28 protein-coding genes and 1 tRNA gene are annotated in these 24,007 nt (G+C 29.3%); 19 read left to right on the top strand and 10 right to left on the bottom strand.

Annotation, left to right across the window (positions count from 1 at the left end):
* Positions 1-15 precede the first annotated feature (15 nt).
* The gene (cobA, locus tag IPK18_07130) at positions 16-720 is read left to right on the top strand and encodes a uroporphyrinogen-III C-methyltransferase (protein QQR96695.1); all 705 of its coding nucleotides are present in this window, start codon (positions 16-18) and stop codon (positions 718-720) included.
* Positions 721-758: 38 nt separating this feature from the next.
* On the opposite strand, the gene IPK18_07125 is transcribed toward cobA, so the two are convergent.
* Both IPK18_07125 and IPK18_07120 read right to left on the bottom strand, forming a co-directional pair.
* Complete coding sequence (locus tag IPK18_07125; GenBank protein QQR96694.1) at positions 759-1,865, bottom strand: glycosyltransferase family 4 protein; 1,107 nt, start codon at positions 1,863-1,865, stop codon at positions 759-761.
* Between the two features lie 125 nt (positions 1,866-1,990).
* The gene (locus IPK18_07120; protein ID QQR99264.1) at positions 1,991-2,806 is read right to left on the bottom strand and encodes a 2,3,4,5-tetrahydropyridine-2,6-dicarboxylate N-succinyltransferase; all 816 of its coding nucleotides are present in this window, start codon (positions 2,804-2,806) and stop codon (positions 1,991-1,993) included.
* A gap of 70 nt (positions 2,807-2,876) precedes the next feature.
* Here IPK18_07120 and IPK18_07115 point away from each other — a divergent pair, with 70 nt between their 5' ends.
* The 3 genes from IPK18_07115 to IPK18_07105 all read left to right on the top strand — a co-directional run bounded on the left by IPK18_07115 (position 2,877) and on the right by IPK18_07105 (position 4,055).
* Entirely contained in the window at positions 2,877-3,500 is a 624-nt protein-coding gene (locus IPK18_07115) for a hypothetical protein (GenBank protein QQR99263.1), read from the top strand.
* Between the two features lie 6 nt (positions 3,501-3,506).
* Positions 3,507-3,896 (top strand): DUF4920 domain-containing protein, encoded by a 390-nt coding sequence (locus IPK18_07110; protein ID QQR99262.1) that lies wholly within the window; start codon positions 3,507-3,509, stop codon positions 3,894-3,896.
* Between the two features lie 86 nt (positions 3,897-3,982).
* Positions 3,983-4,055: transfer RNA gene (locus IPK18_07105), tRNA-Lys, on the top strand.
* A gap of 168 nt (positions 4,056-4,223) precedes the next feature.
* Here IPK18_07105 and IPK18_07100 read toward each other — a convergent pair.
* Positions 4,224-4,886 carry a zinc metallopeptidase gene (locus tag IPK18_07100; GenBank protein ID QQR99261.1) on the bottom strand — a complete coding sequence of 221 codons (663 nt, stop codon included), beginning with the start codon at positions 4,884-4,886 and terminating at the stop codon, positions 4,224-4,226.
* A gap of 105 nt (positions 4,887-4,991) precedes the next feature.
* Here IPK18_07100 and IPK18_07095 point away from each other — a divergent pair, with 105 nt between their 5' ends.
* Positions 4,992-5,156 carry a hypothetical protein gene (locus IPK18_07095; GenBank protein ID QQR99260.1) on the top strand — a complete coding sequence of 55 codons (165 nt, stop codon included), beginning with the start codon at positions 4,992-4,994 and terminating at the stop codon, positions 5,154-5,156.
* 177 nt (positions 5,157-5,333) lie between these two features.
* Here the strand turns inward: IPK18_07095 and IPK18_07090 are convergent, their stop codons facing one another.
* The gene (locus IPK18_07090) at positions 5,334-5,669 is read right to left on the bottom strand and encodes a helix-turn-helix transcriptional regulator (GenBank protein QQR99259.1); all 336 of its coding nucleotides are present in this window, start codon (positions 5,667-5,669) and stop codon (positions 5,334-5,336) included.
* A gap of 96 nt (positions 5,670-5,765) precedes the next feature.
* Between IPK18_07090 and IPK18_07085 the strand changes: the two genes are divergently transcribed.
* The 5 genes from IPK18_07085 (at position 5,766) to mfd (ending at position 12,589) form a co-directional block, all read left to right on the top strand.
* Entirely contained in the window at positions 5,766-6,185 is a 420-nt protein-coding gene (locus IPK18_07085; protein ID QQR99258.1) for a hypothetical protein, read from the top strand.
* Positions 6,186-6,194: 9 nt separating this feature from the next.
* The gene (locus IPK18_07080; protein QQR99309.1) at positions 6,195-6,593 is read left to right on the top strand and encodes a DUF2628 domain-containing protein; all 399 of its coding nucleotides are present in this window, start codon (positions 6,195-6,197) and stop codon (positions 6,591-6,593) included.
* 598 nt (positions 6,594-7,191) lie between these two features.
* Complete coding sequence (locus tag IPK18_07075) at positions 7,192-8,121, top strand: IS1595 family transposase (GenBank protein ID QQR99257.1); 930 nt, start codon at positions 7,192-7,194, stop codon at positions 8,119-8,121.
* Positions 8,122-8,469, top strand: a complete 348-nt coding sequence (locus tag IPK18_07070; protein ID QQR99256.1) for a hypothetical protein — start codon at positions 8,122-8,124, stop codon at positions 8,467-8,469.
* A 733-nt stretch (positions 8,470-9,202) separates the two neighbouring features.
* On the top strand, positions 9,203-12,589 hold the full coding sequence (gene mfd / locus IPK18_07065) for a transcription-repair coupling factor (protein QQR99255.1): 3,387 nt from the start codon (positions 9,203-9,205) through the stop codon (positions 12,587-12,589).
* Between the two features lie 45 nt (positions 12,590-12,634).
* Here the strand turns inward: mfd and IPK18_07060 are convergent, their stop codons facing one another.
* Positions 12,635-12,898: a hypothetical protein gene (locus IPK18_07060; protein ID QQR99254.1), complete on the bottom strand. Its 264-nt coding sequence runs from the start codon at positions 12,896-12,898 to the stop codon at positions 12,635-12,637.
* 306 nt (positions 12,899-13,204) lie between these two features.
* Here IPK18_07060 and IPK18_07055 point away from each other — a divergent pair, with 306 nt between their 5' ends.
* From IPK18_07055 to IPK18_07030, 6 genes are all read left to right on the top strand, one after another.
* Complete coding sequence (locus IPK18_07055) at positions 13,205-14,230, top strand: glutamine synthetase beta-grasp domain-containing protein (protein ID QQR99253.1); 1,026 nt, start codon at positions 13,205-13,207, stop codon at positions 14,228-14,230.
* Positions 14,231-14,296: 66 nt separating this feature from the next.
* A complete protein-coding gene (locus IPK18_07050) occupies positions 14,297-15,172 on the top strand; it encodes an alpha/beta hydrolase (protein ID QQR99252.1) in 876 nt (291 codons plus the stop codon).
* Positions 15,173-15,218: 46 nt separating this feature from the next.
* Entirely contained in the window at positions 15,219-15,680 is a 462-nt protein-coding gene (locus IPK18_07045) for a hypothetical protein (protein QQR99251.1), read from the top strand.
* Positions 15,681-15,984: 304 nt separating this feature from the next.
* The gene (locus tag IPK18_07040) at positions 15,985-16,671 is read left to right on the top strand and encodes a dienelactone hydrolase family protein (GenBank protein ID QQR99250.1); all 687 of its coding nucleotides are present in this window, start codon (positions 15,985-15,987) and stop codon (positions 16,669-16,671) included.
* Complete coding sequence (locus IPK18_07035; protein QQR99249.1) at positions 16,668-17,600, top strand: DUF3365 domain-containing protein; 933 nt, start codon at positions 16,668-16,670, stop codon at positions 17,598-17,600. Before IPK18_07040 ends, IPK18_07035 begins: the two co-directional genes overlap by 4 nt.
* 29 nt (positions 17,601-17,629) lie before the next feature.
* Positions 17,630-18,007: a VOC family protein gene (locus IPK18_07030; GenBank protein QQR99248.1), complete on the top strand. Its 378-nt coding sequence runs from the start codon at positions 17,630-17,632 to the stop codon at positions 18,005-18,007.
* A 1-nt stretch (position 18,008) separates the two neighbouring features.
* Here the strand turns inward: IPK18_07030 and IPK18_07025 are convergent, their stop codons facing one another.
* The 5 genes from IPK18_07025 to miaB are packed head-to-tail and all read right to left on the bottom strand — an operon-like array spanning position 18,009 to position 21,375.
* Positions 18,009-18,578, bottom strand: coding sequence for a DUF3109 family protein (locus IPK18_07025; protein QQR99247.1), 570 nt, complete (start codon positions 18,576-18,578; stop codon positions 18,009-18,011).
* A 6-nt stretch (positions 18,579-18,584) separates the two neighbouring features.
* Positions 18,585-19,283 (bottom strand): SAM-dependent methyltransferase, encoded by a 699-nt coding sequence (locus tag IPK18_07020; GenBank protein ID QQR99308.1) that lies wholly within the window; start codon positions 19,281-19,283, stop codon positions 18,585-18,587.
* A gap of 9 nt (positions 19,284-19,292) precedes the next feature.
* On the bottom strand, positions 19,293-19,625 hold the full coding sequence (locus IPK18_07015; protein ID QQR99246.1) for a DUF86 domain-containing protein: 333 nt from the start codon (positions 19,623-19,625) through the stop codon (positions 19,293-19,295).
* Positions 19,622-19,873: a nucleotidyltransferase domain-containing protein gene (locus tag IPK18_07010; protein QQR99245.1), complete on the bottom strand. Its 252-nt coding sequence runs from the start codon at positions 19,871-19,873 to the stop codon at positions 19,622-19,624. The genes IPK18_07015 and IPK18_07010 overlap by 4 nt, the downstream gene beginning before the upstream one ends.
* A gap of 56 nt (positions 19,874-19,929) precedes the next feature.
* Positions 19,930-21,375, bottom strand: coding sequence for a tRNA (N6-isopentenyl adenosine(37)-C2)-methylthiotransferase MiaB (miaB, locus tag IPK18_07005; GenBank protein ID QQR99244.1), 1,446 nt, complete (start codon positions 21,373-21,375; stop codon positions 19,930-19,932).
* Between the two features lie 172 nt (positions 21,376-21,547).
* Here miaB and IPK18_07000 point away from each other — a divergent pair, with 172 nt between their 5' ends.
* The 3 genes from IPK18_07000 to IPK18_06990 are packed head-to-tail and all read left to right on the top strand — an operon-like array spanning position 21,548 to position 23,999.
* Complete coding sequence (locus IPK18_07000; protein ID QQR99243.1) at positions 21,548-22,267, top strand: hypothetical protein; 720 nt, start codon at positions 21,548-21,550, stop codon at positions 22,265-22,267.
* Entirely contained in the window at positions 22,254-23,423 is a 1,170-nt protein-coding gene (locus IPK18_06995; GenBank protein QQR99242.1) for a DUF4407 domain-containing protein, read from the top strand. Before IPK18_07000 ends, IPK18_06995 begins: the two co-directional genes overlap by 14 nt.
* A gap of 36 nt (positions 23,424-23,459) precedes the next feature.
* Positions 23,460-23,999, top strand: coding sequence for a sterol desaturase family protein (locus IPK18_06990; GenBank protein ID QQR99241.1), 540 nt, complete (start codon positions 23,460-23,462; stop codon positions 23,997-23,999).
* Positions 24,000-24,007 lie beyond the last annotated feature (8 nt).

Raw genomic sequence — 24,007 nt, 5'->3', positions numbered from 1 at the left:
CATACTTTTGTATCAATGCATCAGAAGCAATTTATCTTAGTAGGAGCTGGACCAGGCGACCCAGAATTGATTACTCTAAAAGCAATAAAAATATTAGAAATTGCTGATGTTGTATTATATGATGCATTAGTTAATGTGGAAACATTGGAACATGCAAAAAATGCAGAGAAAATATATGTTGGCAAACGTGCTGGCAAACACTATGCATCGCAAGATGAAATAAATCAATTAATAGTAGATAGTTTAAAAAAATACAATACTATTGTTCGATTAAAAGGTGGTGATCCTTTTATTTTTGGAAGAGCACAAGAGGAAATTGAGTTTGTTCAACAACATATGCCAAATACAAATATTCAAGTAGTGCCTGGCATTTCTTCTGCTATTGGTATTCCTACTTTACATCAAATACCATTAACTCAAAGAGCAGAAAATGAAAGTATTTGGATAGTAACTGGAACCAAGGCAAAATGTGCGCTATCTGATGATATACATATTGCTGCACAAACAAGTGCTACTGTTATTGTTTTGATGGGCATGAACCAACTGAGTAATATTGTCTCTATCTTCAAACAGCACAGAAGCAATGATACTTGGATTTCTATTATACAAAATGGAAGTTTGCCAGAAGAAAAATCTGTGGTTGGTACACTTGGAAACATTGAAGAATTGGTTTTGGAAAATGATATAAAATCGCCTGCTGTAATTATTATCAGAAAATAGATGGTAGTATTTCACGAACTGTGTAAGTTGAAAATTTATTATATCAAACTTTTGTATAAATCGTGTAATTGCTTGCTACTGATTTCTGGATTAAATTTTTGAATCTGTTGCACTGTTTTAAATTTTATTTCTTCTGCTAATGTAATATTATAATAAATAAAATTTATGGCTCCAAGTTCTTCTACATTTGTTGGATCTACAAATATACATGCATCACCACCCACTTCTGGCATAGAAGAAATTTTACTAGAAATTACTGGTTTGCCACATACTAATGCTTCTAAAATTGGTAATCCAAAACCTTCGTACAAACTTACATATATCAATCCTTGTGATAAGTGATAGATAATTGGAAGCTCGTACCAGAGTATATTTTTTAGAAAATAAATTCTATTCTCCAACCCATTTTCGTAGATAAAAGATTGTGCTTTCTTATATTCATCGCCACCTTGTGTAATTACAACTAAATTTTTGTCTATATTTTCTGGCAACAAAAATGCTTTTAGCGTATGTATAAAATTTTTGCGTTTGCTGATGCTTCCAACAAATAGCATAAAATCTCTTGGCAGTCTACATTTCTCTAAAAATTCTTCTTTTAGTGCATGTCCACACTCATGCTCATATTCTTTATTCCAAGTTGGATATATAACATGTGTTTTATCTTCTGCTGTATTGTATGATTCTATTATATCAGCTTTTGTTTGCTGGCTTACAGCAACAATAGCATCAGCCTGTTCGAGTGCTTTTTTTGTTTTATAATGATATAATTTTCTATCAAAATAAGAAAAAGTCTTTGGTAGTTTTTTATAAATTACATCGTGTACCGTAACAATTTTTTTAATATTATTGGGCAACTCTGGCAACTCATTACTCAATCCATGAAATATGTCTATTGATTGATTGACAACATCTTCAGCAATTGCTTTTCTTCTCCAAATTTTATCATTAAAGTAATCTGAAACAATTGTTTTTTCTGTATATTCAGCGTATTTGTATAATGTTGATTGATAATGTTTCTGATGCACAAATAATGTATACTCATCTTTTGGATAGTATTGCATTAATCTATTAATTAATGTACGGCTATATGTTCCCAATCCAGTTGAGTTAGCATATAGTCGTTTTGCATCATATCCTATCTTCATAAAAAAAAGCTACCAAATATAGGTAGCTTTGTGTCTATATTAATTATTAATTGTATTATTTTTTTGTTGCATTGGATATTTGGTTAGCTTTATCCATTTTGCTTTTATCTGAAAAATTGTAAAAATTACACCGAAACGCTAAAATCTCTCAATGCATCATTTAATGATGTTTTAGTATCTGTACTTTCTTTTCTCTTTCCAATAATTAATGCACAAGGCACTTGATATGTTCCAGCTGGAAACTCTTTTGGAATACTTCCTGGTATTACTACACTACGTGCTGGTACAATGCCTCTGTATTCTTTTGGCTCAGCACCTGATACATCAATAATTTTTGTACTCATAGTAAGTACAACATTTGCACCCAATACAACTTCTTTTTCTAAGTGTACACCTTCAACTACTATACATCTAGAACCAACGAAACAATCATCTTCGATAATAACTGGTGCTGCTTGCACTGGCTCTAATACACCACCAATACCAACGCCTCCACTTAAATGTACATTCTTGCCAATTTGAGCACAACTACCAACAGTTGCCCAAGTATCTACCATTGTTCCACTATCTACATAAGCACCAATATTTACATAACTTGGCATCATCACCACACCTCTTTGTATAAATGCGCCTTTTCTTGCAATGGCATGTGGTACTACTCTTACGCCTAATTGCTCGTAATTTCTTTTCAAAGGAATTTTATCATAAAATTCGAAAGGACCAACTTCTATCGTTTCCATTTTTTGAGTAGGAAAATATAATATTACTGCTTTCTTAATCCAGTCGTTTACTTTCCAACCATCTGCCACTGGCTCTGCAACACGTACTGTTCCTTTGTCTAACAATTCGATTACTTCACGTATAGCTTCCAAAGTTGTATTATCTTGTAGTAGACTTCTATCATTCCAAGCATTTTTAATAATTTGTTGTAATTGTTCCATATTATTTCCGAAATTTGTACAAAAATAAAATAATTATCTAAACGTTTTAGGTATTATAAATTAAATGCTTATGAAATCTAATGTATATGTATACTTTTTTGTGCTTGTTGTGCTTGTATTCACATCATGCAAGACAAAAATTGTAACTGAAAAAGATATAAATGGTAATATCTTAAAAAAATATTCTGTATTAAAAAAAGCTATGCAAATTAAGCATGGAAAATATGAGGCATTTTATGACAATGGAAAACTGCTTGAAACATCTACCTATGTTAATGGAAAATTAGATGGGAAAAGAACTTTGTTTTTTGAGAACGGACAAATAATGATTGTAGAAAATTATCATGAAGATATTATGGATGGATTGTATGAATCATTTTTTGAAAATAGTGGCAAAAAACAAACTGGACAGTACAAAGACAATAAGGTAGTTGGTGTCTGGAAAAACTATTTTGAAGAACCTAAAAATCAAGTAAAAGAGTCTTTTACAACAACAGAAGGTAGAATAGATGGAAATTATAAGGAATACGCTCGCAATGGAAAAATAATTATTGATGGTAATAAAATAGAAATCTTAGATGGGTTGGATGTATTTGATGGTGCTATTAAAAATTATGACTCAATCACAGGAAAACACTTATATACATTTATATTTGAGCAAGGAAAAATGATTCGTAAAGACTCAATTCAATAAAATTACATGGCACAAAAATTATTTATATTATTTGGCTTGATGACTTTGATAGCATCATGTCAACTCACTCCAAGTCAATTAGGCGAAAATTTTGAAGAAAAAAATATTATTTCAATAGATGATTTAATAGCAAATTTGCAAACTAATCACGAAATAAAGGATGCACAAATAGCAGGAACAATATACAAAACTTGCTTAAGCGAAGGTTGTTGGTTTATGATTCAAGACAAAAGTAAGAATGAAATTATTCTAAGAATAAAAGACAAGCAATTTAGAATGCCTAATACAAGCGCAGAAAAGAAAGTAGTTGTACTTGTAGATGCAACATTATCAGACACTACACATACATCTGATGAATGGTACGCAATAGAAGTAAAAGGGATTAAGTTTAAATAAATATTAGCAAATATTTTTGTTTGTAAGATTAAAATAAATTTCTTATCTTTGCGTTCACTTTTGACAATTAGTAAAATAATTGTTAGGATTCCGTAGCTCAGCTGGTAGAGCAATACACTTTTAATGTATGGGTCCTGGGTTCGAATCCCAGCGGGATCACAGGTGCCAAAACCTCCGCCCAGTTAACTCGTTAGTTGCTGGGCATTTTTATTTTTAGGTACAACATAAGTAAAACAATTCTTCTTTAACTCCAAATTTTATTCCCAACATAAATAAAATAGCCACCTCAATACGAGATGGCTAATAACACTTTTATTTTTTAAATTATTAATCTCTACTTCTTCCTGTAAGTAAAGAAATATAATATAACAAGGTAACTAGTGAACTTAATGCTGCAACTACATAGGTCATTGCTGCCCATTTTAATGCATCTTTTGCACTATCTAATTGGTTAGGTTGCATGATATTTGCTTGGTCTATCCACTGCAAAGCTCTTGCAGAAGCATCAAACTCTACTGGCAGTGTAATGAATGAAAACAATGTAGTTAATGAAAACAATGCAATTCCACCCATTAGTACGTATGGATTATTTGTAGCAGCTAATATACCTAAGCCAGCTAAAATTACCCATTGCATGTATCGTGATGATACACTAACAATTGGCACAAGTTTAGAACGCATTGTTAGCCAATTGTAAGCTGTTGCATGTTGCACTGCGTGTCCACACTCGTGTGCTGCTACTGCTGCTGCTGCAACCGTTGGTTGTGCATATACCCAATCACTTAAGTTTACCGTTTTATCTGCTGGATTGTAATGGTCAGTCAATGCACCAGGCACAGACACAACTTTTACATCATTAATTCCATATTGATGTAGCATTTGTTCAGCTACTTCTTTTCCAGTAAGATTTATTCTCATCTGAGAATATTTTTGAAATCTGCTTTTTAGCATATAACTTACTAACCAGCTTACGCCAAAAAGCACTAACATTAATAAATATAGTAACTATATACTAAATTACACAAAATCTAATATAGAATAAGTAATTGATATTAAATAAGTTTTAAAAATACTATTTAAAATGTAAAATAGTAAATGAAATACATAAAATTAGATTCAAATGGTAATGAAATTTCGCCAACAAAAATAGTTGATGAAATTTGGGCAATGTTAGATGGTGCAACTGTTTATGAAGTTAAAATAATACTTGAAACATTAAAGAAATATTGTGATACTAAAGCAATTTGTCATGTTCAATAAGATTCATAATTTTTTCTAAATCATAACCTTTTACATATATCTTGGGTTTAATATCATTACTAAGATAAATAATGCAATTACTTTCATTAACATATTCGATACTAACAATGTATTTTTTAAAAATTACATTTAATTTATCACTTTCGTCTCTTACATTAAAATAATCTTTCATTTTATTTATTTTAGTTTCTTTTCTATATTATTTAATCTTGTAAAAATTTCATTTAAAATATTATCAACATTGTTATTGTTTGCATACAAGTTATTGATATAACCTTGTGAATTAGGGCTATTAATAAAATTAAAAACATTTTTTTCATCGAAAGCAAGTATATCTTGAAATTTCATTTTGAGTATTTGTGCAATTTCATCTAACCTATCTAATGTTATAGAGATCTCATCACGTTCAATTTTAGAATAATTGCTTATAGACATAGAGAGTTCGTTAGCCATGTATTCTTGGGTATAATTTTTAAGTTCTCGAATCTTTTTTATTTTATTTCCTATTTTCATTTGGTTACTATATTTGTTACTAAACTACAAAATTTGTTATAAAAAAGCATCGTCATGTAATAATATTTTTAAAACTTTGTAAAAAATTAAATAAAAATGAAAAAATTAATCTACTTATTAAGCATTGTAATACTAATCTCAGGATGCAAAAATAATAACACAACAAATGAGGAACAAAATAATGAGCCTACAACAGTTAGCACTAAAATTAAAAATCAAACATTTACAAATATTGAATCTAGATTTCGTTCATACATAAAATTTGAACCACAAGAAAATGACTCAACAGGCATAATGACATTTAGTAATACACCTACTGAAGTTGTTTATAAATATAATGTAATAGGAAATGTTATATATGTTTCACTTGACCATATTGTTAGAGGTAACGGAGTTAATTTAAGTCAGTTTACATATACTAATTCAGAGTATGTTGGAGATTATATATACACTTACATAGGAAATAATAAATATGATTTCTACAATGAAACAACTATAAATACTTTTGCTAAATAAATAAATAATATGTATTGCAAAAACTGTGGTAAAGAAATAGTAGATAGTTCTACATTTTGCCCAAGCTGTGGTGTTAATCAGCAAGTATCTAATATAACATCTAATCAACCAAATTTATCTAGTAATATTGAAGATAAATTTTTAGGATTGTCTGATTATTATATTGAAGAATTTAAAAAAATACATGAATCTAATGAACAATATAAAGGTAAATTTAATTGGACAGCATTCTTTTTTGGCTCATTTTGGAGCTTGATAAAAGGGCTTTGGTTATCAGCTATTGTTTCTTTAGGTATAGGTATTTTTACAGGCGGTTTAGGATTTATTATATATTGGTTTATTTTTGGATTTCGTGGCAATTACATCTACTATAACTATGTTGTAAAAAATAAACAAATACCTTTGTAACAGTTTGTTTTTAAAAATAATTCATACTATTTAAAAGTATGAATTATTCTAAAAAAAAAATTAAATAGAAAAGAAATTAAAATGTTTGAAGATTTAGCAGATGATTTTATTGCGATAAGGTTTGAAGGGCATTCTTATAATGCAATAATAGACTTTGTTGAAATTATATTAAAGCGATTACAGCATCAATCTAAACTATCAAAAAATAATTTGATTAAAGATATTTTAGGTAGATGATTTTTTATTCTTATGCTGTGCTATTCTTTTACTTAATTGTTGAATTATTTCATCACATTCTGCAAGTATATTATCTCGCTCTAATTTAGAAGAATCTATTTGCAAATCTCCGAATCTATTATTTAATTTTTTCAGTTAGGTTGAGAATTAAATCTTTACTCATATCTAAAAACACAGCTTTATTTTCTCTACTTAATGCCATTGTATTATTTTTTACAAATATCTGCATATTTTTTCAAAACATACCTATTTATAATCTGAAAGATTATAAACGGAAAAGTTAATTTATATATAACATTTTATTTATAATTAATTAAAGAATATAAATTAACTTAAAGAAATAAATTAGATAATGAACAGAATGTTAGAGCTAAAATCGTTTAAAAGTATTGTAGATTTAATAAAAACATTTCCCACAGAACAAGATTGTATTACACACTTAGAAACAATTAGATGGAATAGCAAAGTTGTTTCGCCATTTGACTCCAATTCATCAGTTTATAAATGTAAAAACAATCGCTATAAATGCAGAAATACAAACAAGTATTTTAATGTTAGAACAAATACGATTTTTGAAGGAACGAAAATCAGTTTGCAACAATGGTTCTTGGCAATCTATATTTTTACATCTCATAAAAAAGGTATTTCGTCAATACAATTATCAAAAGATTTAGACATCACTCAAAAAGCTAGTTGGTTTGTTTTACATAGATTACGATATGCAATGAATCAAAATAATTTCATAAATTTTATTAATGGTACTGTTGAAGTAGATGAGACTTTTGTTGGTGGCAAAAATAAAAACAGACACCCTCATAAAAAAGTAGTTAATAGTCAAGGTAGAGCATTTATTGATAAAACACCCGTATTAGGTATTTTAAACAGAGATAATAGATGTATTAAATGTTTTGTTGTAGAAGATACAAAAGCTAAAACAATACAACCTGTGATACTAAATAATGTAGAACAAGGTTCAACAATAATGAGTGATGAATGGTGGGCTTATAATGGATTAAATAAATTTTATAAGCATAAAATAGTTAATCATAGTAATAAAGAATTTGTTAAAGAAGATTGCTACACAAATACAATTGAGGGTTTTTGGTCTTTATTTAAACGAGGTATTATAGGCATATATCATTTTACAAGTAGAACACACTTACAAAAATATGTAGACGAATTTAGTTTTAGATACAATCACAGAGAAAATACAATAGATGAAAACTTTAATATATTTTTACAGACAACTAATAACAAACGTTTAACATACAAAACACTAATTAATAAGTAAATGGAGATTGAAGAATTATATAACACATTTTTAAAAGAAACCTATAGGCTTTATCCAAATTCTAATCTGCAAAGTATTGTTATAGATTATATTTATAGTCAAATTAAAGATTCAGAAGGTGCTATTAAAATATTTAATAAAGGTTTTCCTGCTTATAATTTGCAATTATTAAATCAACATACAATCTTGTATAATAAGACTTTAAACATCGTTAAAAAAATGCTTAAATCTAAAAATGTAACTGAATTTGAAAGAAAAGTGAAAAAAAGAAAACTGCCAAACTCAAAGAATTTTAATAATATTTTGGTTGGATTATTAAATACAAAACTACCTAAAAATAATGTATAAACAAAAAAAATACAAGAAAAAAAGAAATCATATTGTAAATTCTTACCTTAGAGAAAAGAGTAAATGTATGGACTTGAAATCATAAAAAAATGAAATTAATAAATTATTAGATTCTTTTGAAAAAGGTTTTACAAAAACTGAATTTAATCAATTTGGTTATAGAAAAGAATTAAATACTATAAAAAGAACATTTAATACATTTGAATTTATGTATGGTGATTATCATTTCATATTAAAAGTATTTACAACACTTACCTAAAAAAAATCTATCTAAAAACTTATCAGAAAACACATAAAAGAATTATATATTATTTCAGGAGCATTAGCAACTGATAATTTATATTTTATTGAGCCAAAAGATAAATATATTGACACGGTAGGTACAATTTATAATCTGCAAGTAAAATTAAATAAATATACAGAAATTTAATGAGCAATACATTGCACAACTATATATTAATAACAAAGAAATAGAAGAATATAATCAAATTACTCAACTTGAAAAATAGACGAAAAGATATTTTTTAAATGTTTTGTGTAATTTGATATATAGTTACTATAAATATAATCCTGACATGTTTTAATTTTTACTATCAAATATACAAAATAAATGCCAATAGTACAATTAACTAAACTATTGTTAAATAAGGACAAAATGACAGAGAAATTAAAAAATTGTAACTGTCTTATTTAGTTTCTTTAGTAAAGATGATAATTATTATCTTCGCAGTGCATGAATTTGCAGACACTTCTGCAGCTGTATCGAGATGATGAACGAACGGCTGATATCATAGAAAATATAACTGGACAAAAACCTATTTTGTTGAAACGATGTATTGGCTCGGCGCCAGCTTTCGTTATAAGTGCTTTGTTCCAAAAGAAAGATTTTACACATGTTTTTATTGCTAATACCAATGAAGATGCATTGTATCTACAAAATGATATACAACAAATTTTAGATAAAAAGCAGATTTTATTTCTTCCTTCATCTTATAAAAAAATAAATTCTTTTGAAGAATTACACAACAACAATATTTTACTACGTGCTCAAACGCTCAATGCATTATTATTACATAAGAATCAAGGTGAAATAATAATTACCTACCCAGAAGCAATTTTAGAAAAAATTGTACATGCTAAAAAACTACAAGAAAATACTTTATTTATTAAAGTTGGTGAAAAAGTAAATGTAGATTTTATTTTAGATGTATTGCTAGAATACGGTTTCGAGCGTACAGATTTTGTATACGAACCAGGAGAGTTTTCTATTCGTGGTGGCATTATAGATGTATTTTCTTTTGGCAACGAACAACCATATAGAATAGAGCTCTTTGATGATGAAGTAGAAAGTATGCGTATTTTTGATGTTGAGACTCAGATTTCTATTAGAAAGATTTCAGAACTTACGATTATTCCTAATGTACAAACACATTTTGTTGAAGAACAACATGCAAGTATCTTTGAATACCTACCAGAAAATACAATTGTTTGGATTAATGACACTGCTTATTTTTCTGATGCAACACAAAAATATTTTGATAGAGTATTAGATGAATACCTTAAAATTAAAGAAAATAATAAAATAAAGGAGCACTTATTCAAAGATAAAACACTGCAACAACTTTTTATACAACCAAATGATTTGTTTGATTATATACAAAGCAAACAAGTTATTGCCTTATATGCAGAACAACAACACTTTCTTAATAAGAGCAACAACGAATGGCACACAATAGATTACAACCAACTACCACAACCATCATTCAATAGAAATTTTGATTTATTAATCAAAGATCTACAACTCAACCAAGAAGAATCTATTCAGAACTATATTTTTGCAGACAATGCCAAACAGTTAGAACGTTTTGAGCATATTTTTAATGATAAAAATGCAACCATACATTTTAATCCAATTAATATTTCACTCAGCAATGGATTTGTAGATAGAGCACTAAAAATTGTTTGCTATACAGATCACCAAATTTTTGAACGATACCATAAATACAAAACAAAACAAGGCTACTCAAAAAATAAAGCTATCAATATTAGACAGTTGAAAGATTTGAATCCAGGTGATTATGTAGTACACGTAGACCATGGAATTGGAAAATTCTCTGGCTTGCAAATCATCAATACAAATGGTGTAGAGCAAGAAATGGTTCGTATTATATACAAAGACAATGACTTGTTGTATGTCAATATCAACTCATTACATAAAATAACCAAATATACAGGCAAAGAAGGTGCAATACCAAAAATACACAAGCTAGGTACTAATGTGTGGAACACCATAAAACAAAAGACCAAAGCGAAAGTAAAAGACATTGCAAAAGAATTAATAGCATTGTATGCTAAAAGAAAGGTACAAGAAGGATTTGCATATAAACCAGACACTTACTTACAAGATGAATTGGAAGCAAGTTTTATTTATGAAGATACGCCAGACCAACTAAAAGCTACATTAGATATAAAACAAGACATGGAAAAACCACATCCAATGGATAGACTAATATGTGGTGATGTTGGTTTTGGGAAAACTGAGATAGCAGTTCGTGCAGCATTCAAAGCTGTGTGCGACAACAAGCAAGTAGCTATTTTGGTACCTACTACAATTTTAGCATGGCAACATTATAAAACATTTTCAAAACGATTAGAAGATTTTCCAGTAACGGTTGATTTTATTAATCGCTTTAAAACACAAAAAGAAAAAACACAAACTTATAAAAATGTTGAAGAAGGCAAAGTAGATATCTTAATTGGCACACATGCATTACTCAATAAAAAAATAAACTTCAAAGAATTAGGATTATTAATTATAGATGAAGAACAAAAATTTGGCGTGTCTGCCAAAGAAAAACTTAGACAACTTTCTAGCAACATAGATACACTCACACTTACAGCAACACCAATACCACGTACACTAAAATTTTCTTTGATGGGCGCTCGAGATTTGTCAAACATAATGACGCCACCACCAAATAGAATTCCTATTACAACAGAAGTTCATACATTCAATGTTGAGTTTATCAAAGAAGCCATAGAATACGAAGTTTTTAGAGGCGGACAAGTTTTCTTTGTACACAATAGAGTAAAAGATCTGCATGAAATGGAAATCTTATTACGCAGATTACTACCAAATATAAATATAAAATCAGCACACGGACAATTGGAAGGCGACCAACTAGAAGATATTATGCTTGAGTTTATCAATGGTGATTTTGATGTGCTCTTAAGTACCAATATTGTAGAATCTGGATTAGATATTCCAAATGCTAATACCATCATCATCAACAATGCACACCATTTTGGACTGAGTGATTTGCACCAACTACGTGGAAGAGTAGGACGTGGAAATAAAAAAGCTTTTTGTTACTTACTTTCTGCGCCAAAATCTACCTTAACACCAGAAGCAAAAAAGAGATTACAAACATTGGAAGAATTTTCTGATTTAGGTTCTGGTTTTCAAATTGCATTAAGAGACATGGATATTCGTGGTGCAGGAAATTTATTGGGCGGAGAGCAAAGTGGATTTATTACAGACATTGGTTTTGAGATGTATCATAAAATACTAGATGAAGCAATTAATGAATTAAAACACACAGAATTTAAAGAAGTTTTTAAAGAACAAATAGAGCAACAAACCGAGTTTGTTCGCGATTGTAGCATAGACACAGATTTAGAAATGTTGATTCCAAACGAATACATTCAAAATACTGAAGAAAGACTACGTATCTACGCACAGTTAGATGAATTAAAAGATGAACACGAACTAAAAACATTTACACAAGAATTGCAAGATAGATTTGGAAAAATACCTAAAGAAGTAAATGAATTATTTGATGGTTTAAGATTGCGATGGTTGGCTAAAAAATTAGGTTTTGAAAAAATAATCTTAAAAGGAGGCAAGCTAAGATGCTATTTCATTAGTAATGAAAAATCTGCATTTTACGAAGGCGAAAGCTTTGGCAAAATTATGCAATACATTCAAAATGGCAAACGCAAATGCACACTCAAACAAAATGGCAGTATACTTATATTGGTGTATGAGAACATAAATACAATGCACCAAGCAGAAAAACTACTAGAAGACATTGTTCAAAACACGGTACAAAACATTTGAGTACATAGCAAATGTTCTATGTATATCATTGATTAAAATAACCAACTACAAGCTAACACCCATTGCAGCATCAGTTTTAAGCTCAAAATATGTTTCTGAGCTCCAATCTAATACTTTTTCTCTCAAGTAAGCGTCTAGCAATTCAATACTATCAGCTTCCCACAAACAAGTTGATATAGTCATGTCATTATTGGGTAATACTTGTATTACTCTTTTCACGCCACCTTCGGGCAATTGTGGAAGACTTGCTTGCGCAGATGCCCAAAATTTTTCTGGGTTATTAATGCTGTGATTTACAACGATTATCATAGATATTAAATTTTATACTAATGTAACTATTTTTTCTATCATACAATAATTTATTTATCAGAATCTTAGAACAAGCACAATAATTACCAAATCTAAGAAACTGAATTAAAGAAAAACAATACACATTATCATATACAAACAACAAATTAGAATATTTTAATAAAAAAGTCAATAATTTTACACCAAAATGTAAAAAAACAAACTTAATTATATCTTAAAGTTGAACTATTTTTTATAAATATGATAGTATTTATCTTTGTTTTAATAAATATTGTAAATATTATTCACATTTAAAAAAAATAAAATATGACAGCATTCAAATTAGAGTACATCTGGTTAGACGGCTACAAACCAACTCAAAGCCTAAGAAGTAAAACTAGAGTCGAAAGAGATTTTACTGGAAAATTAGAAGATTGTCCAGTTTGGTGTTTTGATGGCTCTTCAACAGAGCAAGCACCTGGTGGTTCTTCAGACTGTTTATTAAAACCAGTATTTATCTGTCCAGATCCTGCAAGAAGAAACGCATACTTAGTAATGTGCGAAGTATTAAATCCGGATGGAACAGCACACGCAACCAACGGAAGAGCAACTATCGAAGATGATGATAATGATTTTTGGTTTGGCTTTGAGCAAGAATATTTTATTTGGAATCCTAAAACAAACAAACCAATTGGCTGGGGCGAATATACACCAACTGGAACGCCAGAACCACAAGGAATATACTATTGTTCTGTAGGTGCAGGAAAAGCTGTAGGTAGAGATATCGTAGAAGAACATTTAGACTATTGTATAGATGCAGGCTTAAACATTGAAGGTATCAATGCAGAAGTTGCAATAGGACAATGGGAATTCCAAGTATTTGCAAAAGGTGCAAAACAAGCTGGTGACCAAGTATGGATTGCTCGTTACTTATTAGAAAGAACAGCAGAACAATATGATTATTCAATCAACTGGCACTGCAAACCATTGGGTACTGATGCAGACTGGAATGGTTCAGGTATGCATGCTAACTTCTCTAACGAAACATTGAGAACTTGTGGCAGCAAAGAAACTTATGAAACAATCTGTAATGCATTTGCACCTTATGTAAAAGAACATATTGAAGTTTATGGTGCAGATAATGATATGAGATTAACAGGAAAACACGAAACTCAATCTATAGACCAATTTAGTTTTGGTGTTTCAGACAGAGGTGCTTCTATTCGCATTCCAATTGGAACAGTAGAGAAAGGCTGGAAAGGCTGGTTAGAAGACAGAAGACCTAATTCTGCTGCAGATCCATATAAAGTTGCTGCAAGAATTATCAAAACAGTAAAAACTGCCAAAGTTTAATAAAAGTACTAATCTTATTTATCTAAGCTGTCAATTTATTGGCAGCTTTTTTTTATTTTTATTCTAATGCAAATAGAAGAATGGAGAGCAAAAGGAAAAAACATTAAGATTAATCACTTTAATGTCTTTTATATTCAGCATATAGTTGATGAACAAGCACCAACTATATGTATCATGCATGGCTATCCATCGTGTAGTTATGATTTTGTTCATGTTCTGCCATTTTTTGAAAATAAATTTAATATTGTGCTTCACGACCATCTTGGTTTTGGACTGTCCGAAAAGCCAAAAAATTATGCTTATTCATTAATGGAACAAGCTGATATTGCATTGGCATTATGGAATCATTTAGAATTAAAAAACATACACATTGTTGCACATGATTATAGCACTACTGTAGCTAATGAAATCATGGTAAGAAAATTACAAGGCTACAACCAGCTAAAGATTCAATCTTTTACATTTTGCAATGGAAGTATGAATATACAATTGGCAAAACTACGAATTATACAAAAATTATTAAAGCATGAAATAGTTGGAAAATATATTGCAGCTATGATGAATAAAAGCATGTATGTAAAAAATATGCGTGCTATTTGGTTTGATAAAAACAAATTTAAGCAACAAGAAATTGAGTTATTATATGATTTTTTGATGCATGATTCTTGTACTGAAGTTTTGCATCGTGTATCAACATACAATAATGAAAGAAAGAAATTTTGGAACAGATGGATTCCAATTTTTAAAGAAGTAGATTTCCCTGTTCATTTTTTGTGGGCACAACAAGACCCAATTGCTGTAAAAGCTATTGCAGAAACTTTGCACGATGCCACACCAAACTCAACATATACAAAAATTGATGAATGTGGCCATTATCCAATGTTAGAAAAGCCAGAAATATGGGCAAATGCAGTAATAGATTTTATAAAATCTATTACATAAAATTACCTTATTTTCGTATATATATAATATGAACAATTATTGCCTCATGCTCTTTATTTTGTTAATTTATTCTTGTAAAGAAAGAAAGGATTGTAACAATTTATTTTATAAGGTAATTAATAATAGTATTAAGGTAAGTTATGAAGAAAGTGATAATTCTATTTATTATAAAACAATTTTATCAAAAGAAATTCATTATAACCATTTTATTGAAATGTATAAAGATGACACCAATACAAATAATATAAAAAAACATTTATTAAATGAATTAAAATACTTAAAGGATACAAGTAATTTTATAAAAAACGATGTTATCAATTTTATTAAACCCTTAATTAAATCAGAAAAAATTAATAAGGTATATATTTCAGAATTCAATTGTAGTTGTTGTGAAATGCAAAGAACAGAATATTATATTGAAACAGAACATGATTCTAATAGCACATATTATAAATATGTTTATGACTTTGAAAATCCTACTATTATTAAAAATATTAAAAAGGTATAATTGCAAACACTTTTGATAAATTATTAAAATATGAAAGCACAAAAACATGTAAAGAAAAATTAGATACATCTATTCATTTAAAATATAGATTGCCAAGTTATATTTTAAGATTTGAAAAAGATAATATTACAAATATTTGTATGCAAGGATTTACTAACCATAGCTACAAAAATATTGTATATTTATCATCAAGAATAGATAGTTTGTTTTATAAATTCGAAACAAGCAAAGATTTTCAACTCGAATATTAATACTCAAATAAAAATTCAAAAAATAAAAAGTATCTTAGTGTTTTATTCAAACAATGGAAAAAGTACAATTTAAATTGATGGACAGAACCTTAGATGCTTACTATTTTAAAGCATCTGGGAACAAAAAAAGACCTGGCATTATTTTTTTACCTGATTTAACTGGCGTACAAAAAGTAAATCTAAAGTCTGCTGAAATATTATCAAATGAAGGTAATTATAATGTATTGATTCCAGATTTGTACAGTGGTGGTACTACAATGCAAAAGTACTGTGTGCAATTTTTTATGAATGAAATGATAAGAAATAACCATGCGAAAGACAATGCACCACTAAATGAGTTTTTTGAAATTCTTGATCATTTTAAAGAATATGATTTGGTAAATGAACATGAAATCGGCGTAATTGGACAATGCCTTACTGGTGGCTTTGTGCTGCATGCTGCCATTCGACCAGAAGTGAAAGCACCAGTAGTCTTTCATCATTCGTTTGGAAGAGCTGGAAGTGGAATACCTAAATCATGTTCTGCATTAATACAAAATAAAGTACAAGGTCATTTTGTGTATTTAGATGCTTTTTGTCCTGCAAGTAGAATAAAAGAACTGAAGAAAGAACTTGGCGAAAAATTAGAATCTCACATGTATGTTTTACCACATGGCATTCCACATTTATTTTTTAAAAATAGCCAAGGAAAAATAGCATTTGAAAGAATGATGTCTTTCTTCAAAACACAATTAAAATGAGAAAAATAAAAACAATATCAATACTTATATTATTGATGATTGTTGCATATCAATGCAAACAGAAAGGCAACTCAGTTGAACATTACCGAATAGAAGATATTGTAGTTGATAGTACAATGATTCATGCTGGGAAAAATTTAACCATTACATACTGTACATCTTGCCATACTAATGATGCGAAAATAGCTCCATCATTTGAAGAAATAAAAGAAGCATATACTTTAGATGGTGTAAGCAAAGAAGAATTTGTGATGAGCATTAAAACATTTTTGAATGCGCCAAGCAAAGACAATGCAAAACTATCAGAAGCCGTAAAAAAATACGGTTTGATGCCTAAACTCACTTTCAAAGAAGAAGATATTGAACAAATAGCTGATTTTTTAATTGAGACAGATTTAAAAAATTTTGATTGGAATGCTGACAATACAAATAACACTTCTGAAAAAAGCTGGGAAGAAAAGGGATTGGAATTTGCCATGAAAACAAAACAAGAATTGGGTAAAAATTTAATGCAAGCAATACAAACAAAAGGCACAGCAGGTGCATTAGAATTCTGTAATATAAAGGCACTACCAATTACAGATAGTATGTCTAATGTATTAAATGCAAGTATAAAAAGAGTATCAGATTTAGAAAGAAATCCTAAAAACAAAGCCAATAAAGAAGAATTAGAATTTATACAAGAACTAAAACAAAAGTTGGCAAATAATGAAAAGCTTGTACCAAAAGTAATAGAAAAGAAAAATAAGGTAATTGCATTCTATGGTATTGAAACAAATGAAATGTGTTTACAATGTCATGGTACTAAAGGAAAAGATATACAAGAAAATACTTTATCAAAAATCAATCAATACTATCCGAACGACAAGGCAACTGGATATACTTCTAAGCAAATAAGAGGATTATTTATTGTAGAAATGAAAAAATAAAATTATTTTTATTTATAAAAACAACCAATATGATGAATCCTGTAGTTTGGTTCGAGATTTATGTAAATGACATGAATAGAGCCGTAAGTTTCTACGAAACTGTATTAGCAAAAAAATTGGAAGCAATGCCAGCGCCAGAAGGTTTTGATGGTGAAATGTATGCTTTTCCTTCAGACCAAAATGGTGGTGGTGCTTCTGGTGCATTAGTAAAAATGGAATGTTATAAACCAAGTGGCATGGGCACAATAGTTTATTTTGGCTCAGAAGATTGTGCTGTAGAATTGAGTAGAGTAGAACAAGCTGGTGGCAAAATCATAGACAATAAAACATCTATTGGTGCATATGGTTTTATTGGCTTAGTTTCAGATACTGAAGGCAATACGATTGGTTTTCATTCTATGCAATAAACTATTTTTTAGAAGCTTGCTCTAAGATTTCATAAAATTCTTCGCCAAACTTTCTAATTATTGGCTCTTTTAGAAATTGATATACTGGAACTTTTAATTTTTTTCCAAGTGTACAAGCATCTTTACATATTTCCCAATAGTCGTAATTCATGGCAAGCATGGTGTCCATTCTTTTTAAACGAATTGGATACAGATGGCAACTGATTGGCTTTTGATAGTCAATTACACCATCTCTATATGCTTGTTCTATACCACAAACTACTGTTCCATTTTCATCATAGTTAATGTAAGCACATGCTCCACCATTAATTAAAGGTGTTGCAAAAGATGCATATTCATCATCTTCTTCATCTACAGAAGTACCTTGTTTTTCTATTGCTTCAATGCCTTCTTGCGTTAGGTACTTTTTTATTTTTGGAAATATCTTTTTTAAAATTTTTCTTTCTTCTTTTTCTACTGGCGCACCACTATCGCCTTCTATGCAACATGCACCTTTGCATTTGCTTATGTTACAAACAAATTGTTTTTCCAACACATCATCGCTTATCAATACATCATCTATAATTATCATATGTGCTTATTTTCCTAAAATAAAAATACATGGTTTTTTTTGTACATCTACTTTTTGCTTCTTCCATTCAGCAATAGTTAGTGTTTTTATCCATTCATCATTGGCTGCAAGATTGCATGCTATGCATAATTTTGTATTGACATTGCAATTGCTCAAGAGTTCTTCTAGCATCTTTTGATTTCGATATGGTGTGTCCATAAAAATTTGTGTTTGATTTTTATTGGCATATCGTTCTAACTCTAAAATTTTACTTCTTCTTTCTTTTGCATCAATAGGCAAATAACCATTGAATGAGAATTGCTGTCCATTGAATCCACTTGACATTAATGCTAATAAAATTGAACTTGGACCAACTAATGGTTTAATTTTCCATCTTAATTCGTGTGCAAGTTGCACAAATTTATTTCCTGGATCTGCGATGCACGGCGTGCCTGCTTCGCTCATCAATCCTATATTTTTATTTTTTAATGTATAAAAAAATTGCTCGTCAAATTTGTAGTTCTGATGTTTATCTAACTCAATAAAAATACACTTATCTATATTTTTTGCTTTTACAATTGATTTGATAAATCTTCTTGCAGTTTTTAGATTTTCTACGACAAATATCTCACATATTGTAATTGCATCTGCAATGTATGTTGGAATAGTCTGTGTACTATTTTCAGCAATTGTTGTAGGAATAAGGTAAAGTGTATTCAAGGTAATAGGTAATATTTATGGTAGTAAGTTATTAACTTCAATTTTCAAAACTGGTAAATCTACAACTATTACTTTCCAAATAATTGTGTTATTTACATTATCGTATGCATGAATGACTTTATTTCTTAAATCAACAATTTGTCTTGCATATGAAATATTTATATTTGGATTTAACTTTAAAAGAATTCCAATTGCTTCTCCAATGATTTCTAATTCTCTTTCTACAGCACGACGAATTGTCTTGTTTGATATATATAAATTAAAATCTCTTTTGTGTTGGAGATGTTCATCAATAGAAGAAATAGAAGTTTTAATATCTTCGAGTAATTTTAGTTCTTTGATATTCATAAAATCTGAATTTTTTCTGCGTCAATAGATTGTTTCAGATATTTATTTGATATTGTTTCTTCTGCAACAATATCAACGTCTTTTTTTAATAATTCTTGTAAACTATTTATAATTCTAAAATAATTATCACTGTATTCAATAAAATTTATTTTATCGTTGAACCTAATTAACAAATCTATGTCATTTGGGTTTTTTATTTTTGCATTAGTCATACTACCAAATAAATATGCACTTTCTACTTTATTCACCAGTAGAATAGATTTAATTTGTTCGATATTATTTTTAATCAGAATATTCATCATATTTATCTAACTACTTTTCCAATTAAAGTAGCGCCAGTATTTTTTTCTATCAATACATTTACATATTCGCCTATTTGATAATTTTCTCTAGGAAAAACAACCATCTTATTTTGTGAATTTCTTCCACATAACTCATCATCACTCTTTTTTGATGTCTTTTCTATCAATACTCTAAATGTCTTGCCTAAATCTTTTAGATTGTTTTGTAGTGAATGCTGATTTTGTAAAGTGATGATTTCATTTAGTCTACGTTTTTTAGTTTCTAAATCTACATCGTCTTTGTATTTGCGTGCTGCTAAGGTACCTGGTCTTTCGCTATAGAAAAACATATAACTCATATCATACTGTACATAATCAATCATTGAAAGTGTATCTTGATGTTCTTCTTCTGTTTCACCACAAAATCCAGCAATGATATCTGAAGAAATACCACAATCTGGAATGATACGTTTGATGGCATCAACTCTATTGATATACCATGCTCTGTCATAAGTTCTGTTCATTCTTTCTAAGCAAGATGAACTTCCACTTTGTACTGGCAAATGTATATACTTACATATATTTTCATATTTTGCCATTGTATATAACACTTCGTCTGTAATATCTTTTGGATGTGATGTAGAGAAACGTACACGCAAATCTGGATGTACTAATGCCACTTTCTCTAAAAGTTGCGCAAAATTGAGTAACACTTCAGCTTCTTTGTCATCGTTTTTATCTTCTCCTTTCCATTTGTATGAGTCTACATTTTGTCCAAGCAAAGTTACTTCTCTATATCCTTTTTGAAATAAATCGTGTGCTTCTGCTATAATAGATTCTGGATTTCTACTTCGTTCTCTGCCACGTGTAAAAGGTACCACGCAGAATGAACACATATTATCGCACCCACGCATGATAGAAATAAATGCAGTAACACCATTTTTATCTAAACGTACTGGCGAAATGTCTGCGTAAGTTTCTTCTCTACTTAATAATACATTCACTGCTTTTTGTCCACCTTCTGCTTCTGCTAATAACTCAGGCAATGTACGGTAAGCATCTGGACCAACTACAATATCTACTAATTTTTCTTCTTCTAAGAATTTAGACTTTAGTCGTTCTGCCATACAACCTAAAACACCAACTAACAAGCCTGGTTTTTGTTCTTTTATTTCATTGATAGAATTTAAGCGATTGCGAACAGTTTGCTCTGCCTTTTCTCGAATAGAGCATGTATTTAGTAATACCAAATCTGCATCAAATATATTGGTGGTAATTCCATAACCTTGTTGTGCTAAAATTGAAGCAACGATTTCGCTATCAGAGAAATTCATTTGGCAACCATAACTTTCTATATAGAAAAATTTGTTATTCTTTAGTTCTGATTGATTCAAATCTAAGTTTAATGCTTCGCCTTGGCGTTTTTCGTCATGTTGTTTATTCTCAATATAATCTAGAAGTTCATTCATTTTTATTTACTAATAGTCTTTTTATTACTTACAAAGATAAATAAAATTGCAATAGCATAAACAATGTTATCAAAGCCTAATTTTTACTTAAAATATCTTAAATTCTAATAATAATGGCATCTGCTTTGTAATATCTATTATACATTTGAGTAATGATTTTAGAAAGTAAATATTGAATTTAATTTTTATCATAATAGCACTAATTGTTTTTGGCTTTTGGTATTATCAAAAATCAAACAAAACAGAACATTCTGCTGACTTGAATAATGCTGCTGATGAAGATTTGCCTTATTTAGATTATACAATTTATGCAATAGATGTCGCACATCAGAGAAAAATAGAGCTACATGCCATCAAAGATTTTCCACATCAATTTGGAATAGTAAAAGGACAAAGTATAGAATTTAGTTGGCAAGCCATTAATGCTAAAAGAATTGAGATTGATGGCTTAGGCATTGTAAATAGTGTAGGCAAGCACAAGTTCTTTAATTCAGAAAACTTCTCAATAGTATTAACATTGTATAATGGCATTCATACTATTGAGCAAAAAATAGATATTCATGTTTTTCCTACGCCTATTTTGGAAAAAATATATGTGCCAACACCAAAAATTCAATTGCCAGAAATGGAAACTGCGTATGCTCTGCCAAATTTTTATATTCCACTTACAATACCAAAAATAGATACGCCAGAAATCAGCAAATGTGTTGTAGATATTTCTGACTCAAAACCAAATCTAATAGAACCAATTAAAATTATAGAAAATAAAATTGATTTTATTTCTACAAAAAATAAAGTATTGGATAATCTTGAAATTAAATACAAAGACAACACACAATTAAATAAATATATTAAAGATATTAAAAACAAATACAGCAATGAAAGAGAATAATATTGAACAAACTAAAAATTATAGCCTTTTTACAAGATTTTTTTGGTTTTGTTCTGGAGCAAATGTAGATATATTAAAGCAATGTCCGCACTCCGAACAGAATAAATATGTAGGTATTGGCGCAACAGTTTTCTTTACTGGATTGCTAGCTTCAATATCTGGTGGCTATGCTTTATACACTGTGTTTAACAGAGCTGATGCCGCTATTGTTTTTGGAATAATTTGGGGCTTAGTTATCTTTAATATTGATAGATTTATTGTTTCAACGATTAGAAAAGAAGATAAATTTTGGAATGAAATAAAGTTGGTTATTCCTAGGATTGTATTAGCACTTATTCTTGCTATAGTTATTGCAAAACCATTAGAATTAAAAATATTTGAAAAAGAAATTGCTCAAAAAATACAAGAAAAACAAAGACTATTTGCAATTGATGCACAAAAGAAATTAACAGAACAATATTCGCCATTGCAAGATAGCTTGCGCAAAGAAATAGATGCTTACAAAGCTGAATTACAAAAAATACAAGCACAAAGAGATACTTTATACAAAGCATTTATTGGAGAAGCAGAAGGCACAAGTGGTACTTATAAATTAGGAAAAGGTCCAGTGTATAAAGAGAAAAAAGAGCAATATGATAAAATTGAGAAAGAACTGTATGCTGCAAAAGCTGAGTTTCAACCATTGATTGATGAACGTGAGCAACAAATTCTTGCACTAAAATCTAAAAGAGATGATGCTTATAGCAAAACGCAACCTACAATAGAAAACTATGATGGATTGATGGCAAGACTTGATGCACAACAGCAATTGCCACAACTTCCAAGTTTGTTTATTACGCTATTATTTATTTGTATTGAAACTGCTCCAATTTTTACAAAATTATTTTCAAACAAAGGACCATATGATGATATGCTTAGAAATATAGAACACGATATACAACTAAAATCTATAGAAAACATCAACCAAAGAAACCATGAATTAAATCAGAAATTATTGTTGTACACCAATATCGACAAAGCAAAAACGGAACAAGAAATTGCTAACAACCAAGAATCTATGAAAATAATATCTGAAGCACAACTTGAATTGACTAAAGAAATTGTAGAAGATTGGCTAAAAACTGAGAAAGAAAAATTGAAACATAAAAATGCTTAATGATAAAAATATGTTTAAATTTGATAAAATATTTTTATGATACTAAAGATAATTTTTCTCGCATGTGGCATATTGTTCTGGACATTTCTAGAATATATTATACATCGTTTTTTAGGACATCAAAATAAGGCAAAACACATTATAAGACAAGAACACAAAAGGCATCATGCTGAATGGGATTACTTTGTGCCTATGCACAAAAAACTAGTATTAGCAGCTGTATTTCTTGGCATTTCAACGTTAATTATGAGTGTGTTTTTTACATTTTCTAATGCCTTGTTTTTTTCTATTGGCTTAGCTGGAATGTATTTAATTTATGAGTCTGCACACAAACTTTTCCATGCCAAAGAACCAATAATTGGCTATGGTTTAAAAATGAGAAAACATCATTTCTACCATCATTTTGGAAATCCAAAATTAAACCATGGTGTAACTACAGCTTTTTGGGATAGAGTTTTTGGTACCTACCAAACCGTAGATACACTTGCTGTACCTAAAAATATGGCTATGCGTTGGTTGTTTGACACTAAACAAAATTTTAAGCAAAAATATGCGAATCATTTTATGGTAAAATAAATGCTATT

It is taken from the genome of Sphingobacteriales bacterium (assembly GCA_016699615.1).
Lineage (GTDB): Bacteria > Bacteroidota > Bacteroidia > Chitinophagales > JADIYW01 > JADJSS01.
This window is presented reverse-complemented; position numbering and strand designations above follow the sequence as displayed.